This is a genomic window from Acinetobacter sp. T63, assembly GCF_053852345.1.
On the sequence record NZ_CM132659.1, the window covers coordinates 2,425,989 to 2,442,090 of the forward strand.

14 protein-coding genes are annotated in these 16,102 nt (G+C 46.5%); 8 read left to right on the forward strand and 6 right to left on the reverse strand.

All coding sequences use genetic code 11. From position 1 onward, the window contains the following. The first annotated feature begins 122 nt into the window (after positions 1 to 122). Positions 123 to 1,289 (forward strand): acyl-CoA desaturase, encoded by a 1,167-nt coding sequence (locus ACVLR6_RS11670; RefSeq protein WP_005179996.1) that lies wholly within the window; start codon positions 123 to 125, stop codon positions 1,287 to 1,289. Between the two features lie 46 nt (positions 1,290 to 1,335). Here the strand turns inward: ACVLR6_RS11670 and ACVLR6_RS11675 are convergent, their stop codons facing one another. Further along, the gene (locus tag ACVLR6_RS11675; RefSeq protein ID WP_455995231.1) at positions 1,336 to 2,640 is read right to left on the reverse strand and encodes an IS4 family transposase; all 1,305 of its coding nucleotides are present in this window, start codon (positions 2,638 to 2,640) and stop codon (positions 1,336 to 1,338) included. A 165-nt stretch (positions 2,641 to 2,805) separates the two neighbouring features. On the opposite strand from ACVLR6_RS11675, the gene ACVLR6_RS11680 reads away from it, so the two are divergent. Both ACVLR6_RS11680 and ACVLR6_RS11685 read left to right on the forward strand, forming a co-directional pair. Continuing rightward, entirely contained in the window at positions 2,806 to 4,251 is a 1,446-nt protein-coding gene (locus ACVLR6_RS11680; RefSeq protein WP_160242836.1) for a protein adenylyltransferase SelO, read from the forward strand. A gap of 75 nt (positions 4,252 to 4,326) precedes the next feature. Further along, positions 4,327 to 4,707, forward strand: a complete 381-nt coding sequence (locus ACVLR6_RS11685) for an MmcQ/YjbR family DNA-binding protein (protein WP_455995267.1) — start codon at positions 4,327 to 4,329, stop codon at positions 4,705 to 4,707. Between the two features lie 69 nt (positions 4,708 to 4,776). Here ACVLR6_RS11685 and ACVLR6_RS11690 read toward each other — a convergent pair whose 3' ends face one another. The 3 genes from ACVLR6_RS11690 to baeS form a co-directional block, all read right to left on the reverse strand. Beyond that, positions 4,777 to 5,043, reverse strand: a complete 267-nt coding sequence (locus tag ACVLR6_RS11690) for a hypothetical protein (protein WP_104505830.1) — start codon at positions 5,041 to 5,043, stop codon at positions 4,777 to 4,779. A gap of 267 nt (positions 5,044 to 5,310) precedes the next feature. Beyond that, entirely contained in the window at positions 5,311 to 5,997 is a 687-nt protein-coding gene (locus tag ACVLR6_RS11695) for a response regulator (protein WP_005180005.1), read from the reverse strand. 15 nt (positions 5,998 to 6,012) lie between these two features. Next, positions 6,013 to 7,683, reverse strand: coding sequence for a sensor histidine kinase efflux regulator BaeS (gene baeS / locus ACVLR6_RS11700; protein WP_253172074.1), 1,671 nt, complete (start codon positions 7,681 to 7,683; stop codon positions 6,013 to 6,015). 134 nt (positions 7,684 to 7,817) lie between these two features. Between baeS and ACVLR6_RS11705 the strand changes: the two genes are divergently transcribed. The 4 genes from ACVLR6_RS11705 (at position 7,818) to ACVLR6_RS11720 (ending at position 13,129) form a co-directional block, all read left to right on the forward strand. Further along, a complete protein-coding gene (locus tag ACVLR6_RS11705) occupies positions 7,818 to 8,429 on the forward strand; it encodes a hypothetical protein (protein ID WP_455995269.1) in 612 nt (203 codons plus the stop codon). A 296-nt stretch (positions 8,430 to 8,725) separates the two neighbouring features. Then, a complete protein-coding gene (locus tag ACVLR6_RS11710; protein ID WP_075168330.1) occupies positions 8,726 to 10,528 on the forward strand; it encodes an acyl-CoA dehydrogenase C-terminal domain-containing protein in 1,803 nt (600 codons plus the stop codon). 173 nt (positions 10,529 to 10,701) lie between these two features. Beyond that, a complete protein-coding gene (locus ACVLR6_RS11715; protein WP_104484488.1) occupies positions 10,702 to 12,483 on the forward strand; it encodes an acyl-CoA dehydrogenase C-terminal domain-containing protein in 1,782 nt (593 codons plus the stop codon). A gap of 148 nt (positions 12,484 to 12,631) precedes the next feature. Further along, a complete protein-coding gene (locus tag ACVLR6_RS11720; protein WP_005180016.1) occupies positions 12,632 to 13,129 on the forward strand; it encodes a phosphate-starvation-inducible protein PsiE in 498 nt (165 codons plus the stop codon). A gap of 147 nt (positions 13,130 to 13,276) precedes the next feature. On the opposite strand, the gene ACVLR6_RS11725 is transcribed toward ACVLR6_RS11720, so the two are convergent. After that, complete coding sequence (locus ACVLR6_RS11725) at positions 13,277 to 13,702, reverse strand: RcnB family protein (protein ID WP_005180017.1); 426 nt, start codon at positions 13,700 to 13,702, stop codon at positions 13,277 to 13,279. A 183-nt stretch (positions 13,703 to 13,885) separates the two neighbouring features. On the opposite strand from ACVLR6_RS11725, the gene ACVLR6_RS11730 reads away from it, so the two are divergent. Continuing rightward, complete coding sequence (locus ACVLR6_RS11730; protein WP_005180018.1) at positions 13,886 to 14,341, forward strand: hypothetical protein; 456 nt, start codon at positions 13,886 to 13,888, stop codon at positions 14,339 to 14,341. Positions 14,342 to 14,579: 238 nt separating this feature from the next. On the opposite strand, the gene ACVLR6_RS11735 is transcribed toward ACVLR6_RS11730, so the two are convergent. After that, a complete protein-coding gene (locus ACVLR6_RS11735; protein ID WP_455995271.1) occupies positions 14,580 to 16,043 on the reverse strand; it encodes a phospholipase D family protein in 1,464 nt (487 codons plus the stop codon). Positions 16,044 to 16,102 lie beyond the last annotated feature (59 nt).

Consider the following 16,102-nt stretch of genomic DNA (forward strand, 5'->3'; position numbering starts at 1 on the left):
TGTACAATAATGCTAGTGACGCCGAAACGCGCATGCTAATATGCTCAAATCTTATTCCATACAAAAAGTAATGGATTAAGCACTTCTTTACACCTCCCCAGCTTTCAGGAGTACTGTTGGAGATGAATGCTCCCCTACCCAAAGCCCCAATTAACTGGGTTGCCGTTTTTGCTCTGGTGTTCTTGCCAATTGTCGCAATCATTGCCATCCCGTTATATGCTTACCACCATGATTTTAGCCTCGCAGCTTGGATCAGCATGTTTGTTTTACTTGGCGTTAGCAGCTTGGGTATTACAGCAGGTTATCACCGTTTATGGGCGCACCGTGCCTATGAAGCCACTTTACCTTTGAAAATCATTTTAATGATTATGGGCACCTTTGCCGTACAGAACAGTATCCTGTTCTGGGCCTCAGGTCACCGTACCCATCACCGTCATGTCGATGATGTCGATAAAGATCCGTATTCGATCAATAACGGTTTCTGGTACGCCCATTTAGGCTGGATGCTGCGTGACTATCCGGCAGCCGAACCAAACTATAAAAATGCGCCAGATTTGCTGAATGACAAACTGGTGATGTTCCAGCATAAATACTATGTACCGTTAGTGATTCTGGTACATGTTGGCATCTTGCTACCAATTGGCTGGGCTGTGGGCGACATCTGGGGTGTTTTACTTTTAGGCGGCTTAATGCGTCTGATTCTGAGCCACCATGTGACCTTCTTTATTAACTCGCTGTGTCATATGTGGGGCAAACGTCCATATACCGACGAAAATACGGCGCGTGACAACTTCTGGCTGGCTATTGCCACCTGGGGCGAGGGTTATCATAACTATCATCATATCTTCCAGTACGATTACCGTAATGGCGTGAAATGGTGGCAATATGACCCAACCAAATGGTTAATCTGGAGCTGTTCGAAACTGGGTCTGGCAAAAAACCTGCGCCGTATTCCAAGCTTTAATATTAAAAAAGCGGAACTGGCGATGAAGTTCAAATATGCCGAGCAGGACCTGGCGGTATATGGCCACAATGTCAATGACGACATCAGCAGCGTCAAACAGCGTCTGGCACAAGAATATGAAGCCTTTACCCATACCCTAAATGACTGGGCCAAGTTAAAAGAGCAGGAAATTCAGGCCAAGAAATCGGCGGTGGCAGAAAAAATCCATCAAATGGATGACAAGCTGAAAGTTGAATTCCAGCTGGTAGAACAGCGTCTAACCCATCATCGGGAAACCCTGAACATTCTAATGCGTAACCTGAAAAAGAATCCGGTTTCACAATAATACCAAAGCCCTGCAAAAAGCCTCCTGATGGAGTAATGCCAGTCAGTTAAGAGATTGACTGGCTTTTTCTTGGGTATTTTTGAGGTTTTCCTTTTACAACCCTTGGATAACTCCTCACTCTTCTCTCAGGTATAACATACCGATTAGATTTCTCCATTAAACTTTCCAGATGTTTGGGTAGATTACCTGCAGAAGCCAAAGAGTCGAATCTGAGTAAATTAAGAAGGGCAATAGATGCAATATGAAAACTGATCCTCAACGGGCTTACTTTGGCACGTTGAGCCATATATTTCATTTGTCTTCTTAGAACATTATAAGCAATCAAGACACCCCATAATTCTTGATAAATTAAGTCTGGCTGTTTGCTCCTTAAGTGCTTACCTTCCTGTAAATTGCTTTTAATTTCTCGGTAACACATTTCAATTTCCCAACGCTGAGCATATAACTTTGCCAAGGCTATAAGTGGGTATGTCTTTGAATCTAATAATGAAGTAATGTAACGTCTGATTTTTCCTGCCTGCTCAACTTCAATTAAACGTGCTTCCCAGTAATCTCCTAATGCTGGATTAAGTTTTTTGGCTCTTGCTGATATTGGCATCCTGATATGAAAATCATGTGGGGAATTCCGTTTAATTATGTCATAACGTAAATTATCTTTAGCTCGCATAAGCCAATGGCTTGATTCTCCACGTGTTTGCCAGCCTATTAAAAAATCAGCAGAGAAATAAGCTCGATCAAACAAAGTAATACTTTGTGCTGGAGGAGATAATTGATTTGCTAATGTGAGTTCACCTTGATCCATACTGCCTATTTGGGCATCTATGATTTCATGAGTATTGGTATTCACTAGACACGTGGCTCTAACTTGTGGGTAAGGTGCTACAGCAGTTTTACTTTTAGATGAGCCAAAATGATTAAAATTCTCCTTGGTCAGTGGCATAGACCAAACCACCCCGTCAACAGCACATACACTAAGACCTTGAAAGGTTGAATATTGTTGTTGTGATTCATCAAACCATGCTTGGCTGATTAAGGAGAATAAGGCAGCTAAGGGTTCTCGACCTAAACGTTGTCGAGCTTGGACAGCTGCACTAGGAACACAATAATCTGTTGTACCAAACACGAGTTTTAATTGTTCTACCACATAGCTGATGGGTTGATTGCGAAACAAGGCAAGCCCAAGAACAAGCCAAACCACGTGCTCAGCAGGTAATTTTCTCCTTCTGATCGATGCCTTACCTGTTTGATGCAGGCTTGTTTCAATCCAATTTAAATCAATAAGTTCACAAAAATGGTTGAGTGATGGGAGAGCATGTTCAAGAGTGGATTCTAAATGTTCAGATAAAGACATAAAAAAATGAGCGTATTTACATACACTCATTTTTACTACATTTTACTAAAATTTGCTTAACTGACTGGCATTATCCTGATGGAGGCTTTTTCTATTCGGAAACACGACACTTTTCTCCAGCCAAGTTTGTTATAGTGAAGGCCTGTTCTGAATGGCTGTTCTGCAATGCAATTTAACTCGCGCTATCCTACCCTGCCTTCCCGTCTGTATCACCAGCAACAACCGCTGCCTTTAAAAGGCGCCAAAGCCGGGCATTTCAATGCAGCACTGGCCGATGAACTGCAATGGTCAGATGAAGACAAAGTACAGTGGGTCGAAATCTGTAGCGGCCAGAAAACATTTGCTGAATTTCCGCCGTTGGCCATGGTTTATGCCGGGCATCAATTCGGGCAATGGGCCGGCCAGCTCGGTGATGGACGTGGTTTACTGATTGCCCAGATTGTTGACCAGCATCAGCAGACCATTGATCTGCATTTAAAAGGTGCCGGTGCCACTCCCTATTCACGGATGGGCGATGGTCGCGCGGTGTTACGCTCGGTGATTCGTGAATATCTGGCCGGTCATGCCTTAAATGCCTTGGGCGTACCTTCCAGTAATGCCGTGGGATTTACTTCATCCACCCAAGGGGTACAGCGTGAAAAACTGGAACCGGGTGCAATGATGTTACGTACCTCGGACTGTCATATTCGGCTGGGGCATTTTGAATGGATCAATCAATATCAGCCAGATTTACTGCCTGAATTTACCCAGAAATGTATCGAATGGCATTATCCGGAATGTCTGAAGGCCGAGCAGCCTGTTTTAGCTTTTGCCACACAGGTGGTGCAGCGTACCGCAGTGATGATTGCCCAATGGCAGCTGGTCGGCTTTGCCCATGGGGTGATGAATACCGATAATTTAAATATCACCGGTTCTACCCTGGATTTTGGCCCTTACGGTTTTATGGAGCGCTTCCGTCCGAACTGGATCAACAACCATTCCGATTATCAGGGACGTTATACCTATCAGCAGCAGCCGAGTATTGGGCACTGGAACTTGTGGACCTGGCTGAACAACCTGATTCCGCTTTGTCCCGCAGACGATGACCAGGAGCAATGGAAAACGGATCTGGCTCAATGTCTGGCCCATTTTGAACCGACCTTCCTGGAACACTACAAGCATGGTTTAAACCAGAAAATGGGCTTACCCAGCTTCCATAAAGACAGCTTTGACTGTGCGATGGCTTTTTTAAGAATCTTGCAAAGCGAGCAGCTGGATTACACCCAGAGCTTTATTCGCCTGCAACATAAAGACTATGAAACGATTAAAGATGACTGCCTGGACCGCCGTCAGTTTGAAGCCTTCCTGACGCAATATGAGCGTATTCGTGAACATCAGGATACCGATGAACTGGATGCCGCCATGACCGCCGTCAATCCGCATTACATCCTGCGCAACCATATGGCGCAAAAAGCGATTGAACTGGCCGAGCGGGATGATTTTTCTGAAGTCGAGCGTTTATTTCGCCTGCTCAGCCAACCCTATACCCGGCAGACCGCGCTGGAAAAACCGGAAGATTTAGCGCCGCTGCCAAGCGATGTGCCTGAAGTGATGGTCAGCTGCTCGTCTTAAAGTATCCACATTAGCCTGGTAAATTGTGGATAATTTCAGCATTATCCACAAAGTGCCCTTCAACCTAAATTGCGTATGGCTTTGCATCCACTTGCGGCAAAAGTCGCTACTACCCTGCCTGAAGTCACAGTGACCCAGCCTTTTGGTGAGGGTTGTGATGTGTTTAAAGTGCAGGATAAAGTCTTTATGTTACAGTTTCATCTGCACGGACAAGCGGCCATTAATTTAAAAGTAGCGCCAGATCATGGTGCCATGCTGCGTGATATTTATCCGTATATTCGTAGCGGCTGGCATATGAATAAACAGCACTGGATTTCAGTGTATGAAGATGAAGAGCTGGATGAAGCTTTAATCGAAGATTTAGTGCTGAATTCTTATGCGTTGGTGGTGTCCAAACTCAAGAAACTGGATCGACAACGTATAGCGTTACTCAAAACTGTAAGCTCGCGTGTTTAGCTCGGGCAAAAACACAGAGATAAATCGTGCCCACAGTTTAATCCTGTCTCTCGTATGTAAAATCAGCGATTAAACTTTATATTTATCATTGAACAACTCAAAGGCTTTGCGCCACCCTGAATGTTCACTGCTGTGCTGGCTTTTTGCAATTAAATACTGCAATAGTGCTTTGATGGTGGCCACTGTATCGGAATTTAAACAGACAATAATCTGCTGTACACAGAAGTTGATCTGATGTTCCAGGCGGGAACTATCCTGGGTTTGTTCAAAATAGTGTATCGCGGGGGTGATATTGCGCTGAATTAAGCGTGCGACAAGCTCAGTATTGACGTGCATAGAAAAATTCCCAAAAGCGGGCTGCGGATTATACCGGAATTTTATTTACTTCAATTTTCAGGCTTATTAAAATTTACAAAATATTCTTGTTAAAAATTAAATTCATTTAAAAATTATAATATTAGAAATCCCCCCCCCTTTTATCTTGGTCTTATGCTTGATCAGTCTGTTGATTTATCACCATCCTGCCCCTAAATACTGCACAACCTACTCTCATAAAAAAAGCGAATAGGCACATATCTATTCGCTTTTTCACTCCGCATGAAATTAATCTTCCGGATATTCAAAACGGTAGCCAACCCCATAGACTGCCTGAATCCACTCATGACGATTACCGGTTTCTGCCGCTTCGGAAATCTTGCGGCGCAGGTTTTTGATATGACTGTCAATCACTCGATCTGCAACATCAAAACTGTCCGGGTTAATATGGTCCAGCAACTGGGCACGGGAATAAACCTGCCCAACATGCTCTAAAAACAGTTCCAGTAAACGAAATTCGGTCGGGGTCAGGTTCAGTGCTTTTTGCTGATACCAGATCCGTTGCTGGGCTTTATCCATCCGGAATAAATCATTGGTTTCCGGTTCAGCCTTGCGGTCTAAGCGACGCAGCACTGCCTGCACACGTGCCACCAGTTCTTTCGGACTAAATGGCTTACAAATATAGTCATCTGCACCCATATTCAGGCCTAATACCCGGTCAATTTCTTCGGTACGCGCCGTAACCATAATAATGGGTAAATCAGACTGCTCACGTACTTTACGGCAAATGGTCAGCCCATCCATACGTGGCACCATCAAATCCAGAATCATCAGGCTCGGTTTACGCTGCAAAAAGCTGTTATAGGCTTCTTGTCCATCATGAAACATACTGACCTCAAACCCAGCAGCTTCAAGATAGTCGCGGACCAATTGAGCGAGTTCAACTTCATCTTCAACCAGCATGACATGTTTCATGAATATCTTTTCCTTTTATTGTTTGGTCGGAATCGGGAAAGTCAGTTTGCAGCGCAAGCCACCCAATGGCGAATGCGCAAAACTCAGCTGGCCACCCATGGCCTGCGCAATTTTAGCAGACAGCGCCAGACCTAAACCGGTACCGCCAGTGCTCCGCGTACGCGAATCATCCACCCGGTAAAAACGCTCGCCTAAACGGGCTAGCTGTTCATCGGTCAGGCCAAATGGACTGTCATCGACATAGACACTCCATTCTGTTGCCGTCTGCTCACTATGAATATGAACCTGCCCACCGGCCTCAGTATAACGAATACTGTTCGCAATCAAGTTCACCATAATTTGTTTAAAGCGGTCTATATCTAATTGTAAAGGCACAGCTTCACCTTCTAGACGCACGCTTAACTCGGCCTGTTCAAACTTCGGCCGGAAATTCTCGACTTCCTGTTCAATCACCTGCCAAGGGTTGATTGAGGCCAGATAGAATTTCAGCTGCATGGCTTCGGCCTGCGCCAGATCAGCCAGGTCCTGAGTCAGTTTTTTCAGGCTGCTGACCTGACGCATCATCGCATCTAAGTGTTCCGGTGTGGCTTTACGGATACCATCCTGCATGGCCTCAATTTGGGCCTGTAACACTGCCAGCGGGGTTTTTAATTCGTGCGAGGTATCAGCCACCCACTGCCGGCGTGAGGTTTCATGCTGATCTAAAATGACTGCCAGCTGATTCAGCTCTGTAGATAAATCACCGAGTTCATCATTACGGTTTACTTTCACCTGATACTGATAATTGCCTTTGGTCAGTTCACGGGTCCCATGGAGCAGACGCTGAATCGGCTTTTTAAAATAGGTCGCCAATAACCAGGCCACCAGTAAACTGGCAATAAAGGACAGACCATAAATCAGCAGCAGATAACGCTTTTGTTCACTGAAGAAATTGATGCTGAGTGCATCATCCTGATCCAGCACCGGTTTTAACCCCAGATAACCGACCACCTGATTGTTCATTAAAATCGGGCGATACGACATTTGTCCTTCTGCCGGCTCACCGACCACAAACTGGCGTTTGGCATCATATAAAGCCAGACGCGAGCTAAGACCCAAACGGTCCGGCATGGAAATAAACTGTTTTTTGCCATCCGATTGTGGCTGATTCGGACGCGGATTCTGGGCACTGCCCTGATTAACCCGGGTGGTATTCTGCTGCGCGCTTAAAGGAAATTTCAGGCCTTCAAAGGGACGGTACTCGGAAGGCAGATTCATTTCCAGCCATTTTAGTTCCTCCTGCGAGGCCTGGCGTTTCTGCGGATCTGGTTCAGCCAGCGTTGGCGCCACATTCATTAAGGTATGTTCTTCAAAATAACGCTGCTGCAAGGCAATATCGTACTGACGGCGCAACCACCAGCGCGACAGGCGGTCATAATCTTCCGGGCCGGCCTGCCCTTCAATTTGCAGGATTTGTGCCTGAATGGCATTGCCCCAATCATGATAGACGCCATACACACCGGCCAGATTATGAATCACATGATCCAGCTTCTGCATTTCGACATCGGCCACGTATTTGGTGAAATTGCGTTGCATATTCCAGTGCAGCACCCACAGGCTGACCGTGGAAATGACCAGCGCGGTCAATAGCACAGTCAAAAACAGGCGCAGGGCGATTGGAATCCGGCGTATTTTCAAAACACTCATCTCAATTTTTCTTTTATTTCACTATTGTAGCGAACAGTGTTTGAAAAAACTCTCCATTGTTTCTTCATCTTTATTATTTATTCTTGTCGCAGGTAAAAATAACTGTATCGCGGTTCTGTGTGGAGACAATAATCATGAAAACGATGACAAAAATTGCGCTTGTTTCAGTGGGTTTACTCAGTGTCGGGACACTGACAGCCTGTCAGTCAACCAATAGTACAGCAACGCCGGAACGTGAAGGCCGTATGGCTCATTCCATGCACGGCAAACATGCACGCCTAAGCCCGGAACAGCGTGAACAATGGCAGCAGCTGCGTACTGAACGCCGCCAGATGATGCAGCAGATCAAAACGGCCTGTGAAGGCAAAGCTGCCGGACAGGTGGTTCAGGTCAAAGCCGGTGAAAAAACCGTGAATGGGACCTGTACCCTAATATTTACGCCGGAACGCCAGCAGCTTAAACACAGCCGTGAACATCGTCCAATGCGTGGCGATGTACGCCAGTTTAAACAGCATAGTCCTCAGACAGGTGCCTTAACCGATGCCAAACGTGCCGAACTGGTGAAACAGTATGATCAGCGCCTGGCACAGCGTCAGGCCCGTCAACAGGCTATGGCCAATGCCTGTAACGGCAAAACAGCCGGTCAGACTGTCCAGATTAAACTGGGGGATAAATCGGTCAATGGTCAATGCAGCCTGCGTTTTAAACCGAATACCGCTGTGACCATTCCGGCCAAAGTGGCTTAAGCGAAGTCAGCAAATAAAAAAGGCGCATGGTGCGCCTTTTTTATTGGACATATCTGTTTACGTTTTTGACTATTTGTCCACTTCCTATACCGATAAATCTGTTTACACTCAATACACTTAGCTATTTCAAGTTAAAAATCTTTGACTTTACAGTCACCAAGAAAAGCCATTGAAATGCTTGTACCCAATTAGAAGATGTTGCACGATTAAAACATTCAAGATGCGCCTGTGAAGGCGCGTGAACTCACTGATTTAGGATTATAACCGCTGGTTAAACCAGTATTGAGGAACCCGATATGCCACAATACAAAGCGCCACTACGTGATATGCAATTTGTTTTGCATGAATTATTAAATGCTGAAGAACATTATGCAAAACTCCCTGCATTCTCTGGAAACGTAAGCCGTGAGTTGGTTGACCAATATTTAGAAGCTGCTGCAGACTTCTGTGAAAATGAATTATCTCCTTTAAACCAGGTGGGCGACCGCGAAGGCTGTACCTGGAACGATGGTGTAGTCACCACGCCGACTGGCTTTAAAGAAGCGTATCAAAAATATATCGAACTGGGTTTCCCGTCTTTATCTGCTGAAGAACAGTACGGCGGTCAGGGTTTACCAAACTCTCTGGGCATTACCATTTCTGAAATGGTCGGTACCGCAAACTGGGCTTGGGGCATGTATCCGGGTCTGTCTCATGGTGCAGTACGTACCCTTGAGCACCACGGTTCGCAAGAACAAAAAGATACCTATCTGCCAAATCTGGTATCAGGTGTCTGGACCGGAACCATGTGTCTGACCGAATCTCATGCCGGTTCTGACCTCGGCATTATCCGTACCAAAGCGGAACCAAATGCGGATGGCAGCTATGCGATCTCTGGCGAGAAAATCTTTATCTCTGCTGGTGAGCACGACATGGCCGAGAACATCATCCATATCGTTCTGGCACGTTTACCAGGTGCACCGAAAGGCACCAAAGGTATTTCACTGTTCATCGTACCGAAATTCAACCTGAATGCTGATGGTTCAATCGGTGAGCGTAATGCTGTGCGTTGTGGCTCGATCGAACACAAAATGGGGATTCACGGTAACGCGACTTGCGTGATTAACTTTGACAACGCCAAAGGTTACTTGATTGGACCTGAAAACCGTGGTCTGAACTGTATGTTCACTTTCATGAACACGGCGCGTATCGGTACTGCAGTACAAGGTCTGTCTGCATCTGAATCTTCATTCCAGGGCGCTTTGGCGTATGCAAAAGACCGTCTGGCCATGCGTTCACTGTCTGGTCCGAAAGCGCCAGAAAAAGAAGCCGATCCGATTATTGTGCATCCAGCAGTACGTAATATGCTGTTGACCCAAAAAGCATTTGCTGAAGGTGGCCGTGCGCTGGTTTACTTATTGGCTCAATATGCAGATGTGGTTGAGCAGGCTGCTGAGGAAGAAGACCGTAAATTTGCCGACAACATCCTGTCTTTATTGACACCAATTGCCAAAGCCTTCCTGACCGAAACCGGTTCAGAAGCTGCAAAACACGGTGTACAGGTGTTCGGTGGTCACGGCTTTATTTCCGAGCACGGTATGGAGCAGATTGTACGTGATACGCGTATTTCTTGCCTGTACGAAGGTACCACTGAAATTCAGGCACTTGACCTGCTTGGCCGTAAGGTTCTGGGTACACAAGGCGCGATGCTGAAAGATTTCACCAAGATCATTCACAAATTCGCAGAAGCCAACAAAGACAATGCCGGCATGAAAGAGTTTGTTGAACCGCTGGCCGCGCTGAACAAAGAATGGGGCGACCTGACCATGCAAATTGGTATGCGTGCGATGCAAAACCCTGAAGAAGTCGGTGCTGCAGCAGTCGATTACCTCTACTTCTCTGGCTATGTGACACTGGCTTACCTATGGGCACGTATGGCACTGGTTGCACAAGAAGCCTTGGCTGCGGGTACTACCGATGTCGACTTCTATAATGCCAAAGTGACCACTGCACGCTTCTACTTCAAGAAGATCCTGCCACGTGTACGCTCGCATGTTGACGTGATTGCGACTGGCCTGGATCCATTGATGGCGCTTGATGCTGAACACTTCGCCTTCTAATGCACGTGATGTGTAGTAACTTGTAATGGATGTAAAAAGGACGGCCAGCTGTTGGCGGTCCTTTTTCTCTATTTATCACGCTATATTAACCTTTCGTCGTCTAATCAATTGAAATCTCATCGTTTAGACTGACCTGATCACTATGAATAAACAAGAAACAGGTGAAATGAACTATGCCAATTTATAACGCACCGCTTGCCGATATGAAATTCATCCTGAATGATGTCTTCCAAGCAGAACAATTCTGGCAAAATAACGAAAATCTCGCCCACCTCGATGCTGCAACCGCAGAAGCCATTCTTGAAGAAATGGCCAAATTTACCCAGAACGTTACCCTGCCCTTAAACCGCACTGGTGATGAAGAAGGTGCCCAATATAACAATGGCAGCGTAACTACACCGGCCGGTTTTAAAGAAGCATTCAAGCAATATGCCGAAGGCGGCTGGATTGGCCTGGGTGCCGATGAAGAATGGGGCGGTCAAGGCATGCCAAAAATGCTGACCGTTCTGTCAGATGAAATGATTTTTGCCACCAACCCGTCATTCATGCTGTATCCACTGCTGTCAGTCGGTGCGGGCATGGCACTGAGCAGCTATGCTTCTCAGGAACAGAAAGAAACCTATTTACCAAAAATTTATTCAGGTGAATGGTCTGGCACCATGTGTCTGACTGAACCACATGCCGGTACCGATTTGGGGATTATTAAAACCAAAGCGGAACGCAACGAAGATGGCAGCTATAACATTACCGGGACCAAAATCTTTATTACCGGTGGTGATCATGACCTGGCTGAAAACATCATTCACTTGGTACTGGCCAAAACCCCAGATGCACCTGCCGGTTCACGCGGTATTTCGCTGTTTATCGTACCGAAATTCCTGGTCAATGCCGATGGTTCACTCGGTGAACGTAACCCCGTTGGCCCAGGCTCTATCGAACACAAAATGGGGATTAAAGCCTCTGCCACGTGTGTCATGAACTTTGATGGTGCCAAAGGCTATCTGGTCGGTAAAGAAAATGAAGGCCTGGCAGCCATGTTCGTGATGATGAACTATGAACGTCTGTCAATGGGTATTCAGGGTTTAGGTGCGTCTGAATTTGCTTATCAAAATGCAGCGCAATATGCGACTGACCGTTTACAGGGCCGCAGCGCTTCCGGTGTACAATCCCCAAACAAACCGGCTGACAGCATTTTAGTGCATGGTGATGTACGTCGTATGCTCTTAAATGTGCGCGCCAACAACGAAGCATCACGTGCCTTTGCAGTCTATGTCGGCCAACAGCTGGACATCACCAAATTCTCGACTGATGCAGACGCGGTGAAAAAAGCCAATGACCGTGTGGCGCTGCTAACGCCTATTGCCAAAGCCTATTTAACCGATACCGCTTTCCAGGCAACACTGGATGCGCAAATGTGCTTCGGTGGTCATGGCTATATCCGTGAATGGGGCATGGAGCAATGTGTACGTGATTTACGTATTGCGCAAATTTATGAAGGTACCAATGGCGTCCAGTCACAAGATTTAATTGGCCGTAAAACCATTAAATGTCAGGGCGCCTATATTACAGAATATATTGCTGAAATCCGTGACTTTGCCAACCAGTTAGATGCCGATCTGAACTTCATTAAAGATGCGACCTTAGATGCAGCCACAGAAGTCGAATCGGTAACGCAATACATTCTGAATGCGGCGTCTGAAAATGCAGAATTCCCGAATGCAGCAGCGGTCGATTATTTACACGCGGTTGGTCTGCTCAGCTTTGCCTATATGTTTGCCCGTATTGCCCAAGCAGCGCAGGCCAAACAGGGTGAGTTCTATCAGAACAAACTGGCGCTGGGTCTGTACTTTGTACAACGCATTCTGCCAGAGCTGGAAATGCGAATTACCCGTATCAAAGCCGGTTCTGATGTGATCATGAAATTCTCGGAAGATTATTTCACTCATCAGGCTTAAGCTTTTTATCTCTCAAAAACGCCTGCACTGTCAGGCGTTTTTTTATAGCATCCATGTTTTCCTGCTGTTTTTACACCACTTTTCCTGTAGTTGTGCACAGTTTTTGCATAAGTTTTTCTTATTCATTCAGCAGAATCAGGAGGAGCATATGACAGCACGGCATCCCAAAGTAGAAAAAATAGAAACCCTCCTCGACCGGCTGGGTAATCTGGCCGTTGAAAGTTTTCACTATATTGCCCTGTTCGTGATTGGCTGTATGGTGATCTGGTCGGCCGGCCATACTGTGGTCGATATTCTGACCGTCAAACAATATGCCACGATTGATGATATTTTACTGCTGTTCATTTATTTGGAGCTCGGTGCCATGGTGGGTATTTACTTTAAAACCAACCACATGCCAGTACGCTTCCTGATTTATATTGCCATTACCGCCCTGACCCGGCTGCTGATTTCCGATATCCAGCACGACCATAAAGCGGATATTGACCTAGTAATTATTACCGGTTCGATTCTGATTCTAGCCTTTGCGATTCTGGTGGTACGTTTTGCCTCCTGGAATTATCCATCGGTAATTCGGGATAAACACAGTGAAAAACCGTTGCCACAAGGCAAGACCCCACGCCCGGAAGATGATGAACTGGCCTAAACACCAAAATCACATCCATCATTCAAATCTGAAGAACAAAAAGCGCGCCTGGATACCACTACGGCGCGCTGATTTTTGAGTGAAGATTCACCGGATCATCAGTTTGGTTCAAATAGTTTTCCTTAGCGCTGGAGCGCTCCGGATGATCTAACGGTTTGGCACCAAAATATAACGACCATTTTCATAAATCCAGTAGCTGCCATTTGGCGGAGCCGGCAAACCTAAACGGCGCCAGTCAGTAATGATGGTCTGCGTGCTGCTTTCAATCCGGGCCACATTCGGGTCACCATTGACCCAGCTATAACTTTGCGAATTCTGGTAAATGGTGGTGGGCGCCTGATATTGAATACTGATGCCCGGACGTACCGGTTGATGGCCCCATTGCGGACGGGGCGGATAATATTGTGGTGGCCTGTGCTGCGGATAAGACGGGCGATGCTGTGGATAATGCTGCGCATGCGATTTTCGCTCCACACCCTGATAACTGGCCCAGCGATTGGTATCGGCCAGCGATAATGTCGAGATGGCAGACAATCCAATGCCTAACCATAAACCTGCTTGTATTCTTTTCACTACCCGACTCCCAAACATCAGCCTATTGATTTTACTATAAAACAGGATTAAGGATAAAAAATGAACATGCATGCTTTATACAAGTTTTTTAGATGAATGGCGGTAGATCGGCCGTATTTCTCAGTGAAAATAATGGCCTACTTTTATGCTACACTCGCTTTTTTTCATACTAGGTTCATGCTTGTGTCTGATTTAAGTTTTGATCGTCTTTATGAATATTTCTGCAAAGTACCCAGTGTTCAAAAAAACTTGATCGATGCCTATGGCACAGATGGTGCTCAGGCATGGTGGTTTAAATTTCAGATTAATGTAGCACACCCACTGGCCTGGCAAACCGTACAGGAACTGGGTCATGTGCTGAACTATATTTCCAAGAATGAACGTTTGCCAACGCAGTTTTTACCGGTATCGCCACCACCTTATATGAATGGTGAAGCCAAAGATTTCCTGTCTTGGGTGATCCAGTGTAATCATGCCGATTTCCCGCCCGATGTGGTCTGCGACTGGCTGGAAGCGCGTTTGCCGAATCCGGTTGAAGATGAAAGCCAGTGGAAAATTAAAACCGACCTGAGCGAGCTGGATGAGCTGTCTGATAAAGATCTGGATGAACTGGTACCACCGAATCCGGGGCAAAACTAAGCGTTAAACCTTAGTACTGACCTCTCCCTGACTCTCTCCTAGAAGGTTAAGGAAAAGCGTGTCTCCCTAACCTTCTCTTACGAGGAGAAGGAAAAGCTATTGTTCCTAGCTCTCTTGCAAGGAAGGGGAAAATCGCTTCTTTTTAACCCTTTCTTACAAGGTGGAAGAAAACTCATTCTTCCAGCTCTCTTATAAGCAGAAGCCACGGCTCCCAAACAGAAGCGTGGAATAAGGGAGATTAGAACGTCGACCAGCCACTCCACTCCATCAAACGATACAACCCATATTTCAGCGTCGATTCATCGGCATACTGGGCATAATCCACACTCATCTGACGGCCATTCAAATTTGACCAGGCGGTATCAAAATACTGCTGGGCATCTTGAAATACCGGTGCTTGAGCCAGGCCTAACACGCGTAAATTGGTTTCCAGATTATAGTTTTTTAAATTCCGCGCGGTGAAATTGGCCGAACCTAAAATCATCTCCTGTTGCTGGGCATTGCGCTTGATCAGCATTTTGCTATGACATTGCTCGCCTTGGGTATTACACCAGCGCAGTGGAATGCCGGCCTGATGTAATTCTGCTGCCACTGGCCGGTTCGGTACGCCATTCTTTTCCAGACCAAACGCATCTTTATTGGCATCCAGCAGCACCCGCAATTTCACCCCACGCTCATGGGCTGCAAGCAGGCTTTTGATAATCTGGCGCTCGGACAGATAGAACATCACCAGATCGACCTGTTCATTGGCTTTGGCGCTATTAATCAGGTTTAAAGTTACATCATAAATGGCTTTTTCAGTCAGCACCTGCACCTGCGGTTCAGTAGCAGCGGCCTGAAACTCACCGACAATCACCCCGGGAATATTGCTGCCGGACATGAGCGCCACCGACTGCTCGGTTTTCAGAATATCTACCGCGGTATTGCCTTTGACCACCAGCGCCACATTGGAGTGATGGGAACTGGCATCATGCGGATTCATTGAGGTCACCAGAGCTTCCCAGCCGTCCGGGGTATCAACCACAATGGTTTTACGGTGATTGGCCTTAAAATTCAGCAGCTCGGAATAACTGCGCAGGGTGATTTTGCCCTCGCCAAACGGATTGGCCAGCCAGCCGGCATCCGGATTATTGCGGATGCCCTGACAGCAGATGTACCAGAACCCGGACCACATCGGATTGGAAGCGCGTAGCGGGGTTAAATTGGTTTCGATCACATCAATTCCGGCCTGGCGCAGTTGCCGATAATGCTCTGGCGCAAGCCCGCCATAAACCGAGTTAATCGGATCGGTAATCAGCCTGATTTCAATATCCGGCTGGGTACGGCGTTTTTGAATCAGTGCATCAGTCAATTGCTGGCTGAGCGGTTGATGCTGGGCCTGTGATGCCCCGGTTTGCGGATTAAACAGGAACATATCCAGCACAATTAAGCTTTGTGCTTCATCAATCAGGCGCAGCATTTCATTAAAAATCTGATGATCATAATGCTGCTGGCCCTGTGCATCCAGATAGGTCTGATCGGCCAGAAATTTGACTTCGGCATGACGTAGCGTTCCCGCATAATTCAAACCATCCGGTAAGGGCTTATAGGTGTGATACAGTGCCGAGGATAAATAGCTTAACGCCAGCAGTCCCATCATCACGCCCAGATAACGCCGTGGTGACCAGTTCAGTTTATTGTGAATTCGTTGAAAGATACGCATAAGAAAAAACCTAACCCAATCAACTCAGGCTAGGTTTTCTTCAGGCTTTTTTCAAGAGG

Bases quoted from the DNA above. Each gene is read 5' to 3' on its own strand.
- ACVLR6_RS11670 (WP_005179996.1), top strand. From the start codon at position 123: ATGAATGCTCCCCTACCCAAAGCCCCAATTAACTGGGTTGCCGTTTTT.
- ACVLR6_RS11675 (WP_455995231.1), bottom strand. From the start codon at position 2,640: ATGTCTTTATCTGAACATTTAGAATCCACTCTTGAACATGCTCTCCCA.
- ACVLR6_RS11680 (WP_160242836.1), top strand. From the start codon at position 2,806: ATGCAATTTAACTCGCGCTATCCTACCCTGCCTTCCCGTCTGTATCAC.
- ACVLR6_RS11685 (WP_455995267.1), top strand. From the start codon at position 4,327: ATGGCTTTGCATCCACTTGCGGCAAAAGTCGCTACTACCCTGCCTGAA.
- ACVLR6_RS11690 (WP_104505830.1), bottom strand. From the start codon at position 5,043: ATGCACGTCAATACTGAGCTTGTCGCACGCTTAATTCAGCGCAATATC.
- ACVLR6_RS11695 (WP_005180005.1), bottom strand. From the start codon at position 5,997: ATGAAACATGTCATGCTGGTTGAAGATGAAGTTGAACTCGCTCAATTG.
- baeS (WP_253172074.1), bottom strand. From the start codon at position 7,683: ATGAGTGTTTTGAAAATACGCCGGATTCCAATCGCCCTGCGCCTGTTT.
- ACVLR6_RS11705 (WP_455995269.1), top strand. From the start codon at position 7,818: ATGAAAACGATGACAAAAATTGCGCTTGTTTCAGTGGGTTTACTCAGT.
- ACVLR6_RS11710 (WP_075168330.1), top strand. From the start codon at position 8,726: ATGCCACAATACAAAGCGCCACTACGTGATATGCAATTTGTTTTGCAT.
- ACVLR6_RS11715 (WP_104484488.1), top strand. From the start codon at position 10,702: ATGCCAATTTATAACGCACCGCTTGCCGATATGAAATTCATCCTGAAT.
- ACVLR6_RS11720 (WP_005180016.1), top strand. From the start codon at position 12,632: ATGACAGCACGGCATCCCAAAGTAGAAAAAATAGAAACCCTCCTCGAC.
- ACVLR6_RS11735 (WP_455995271.1), bottom strand. From the start codon at position 16,043: ATGCGTATCTTTCAACGAATTCACAATAAACTGAACTGGTCACCACGG.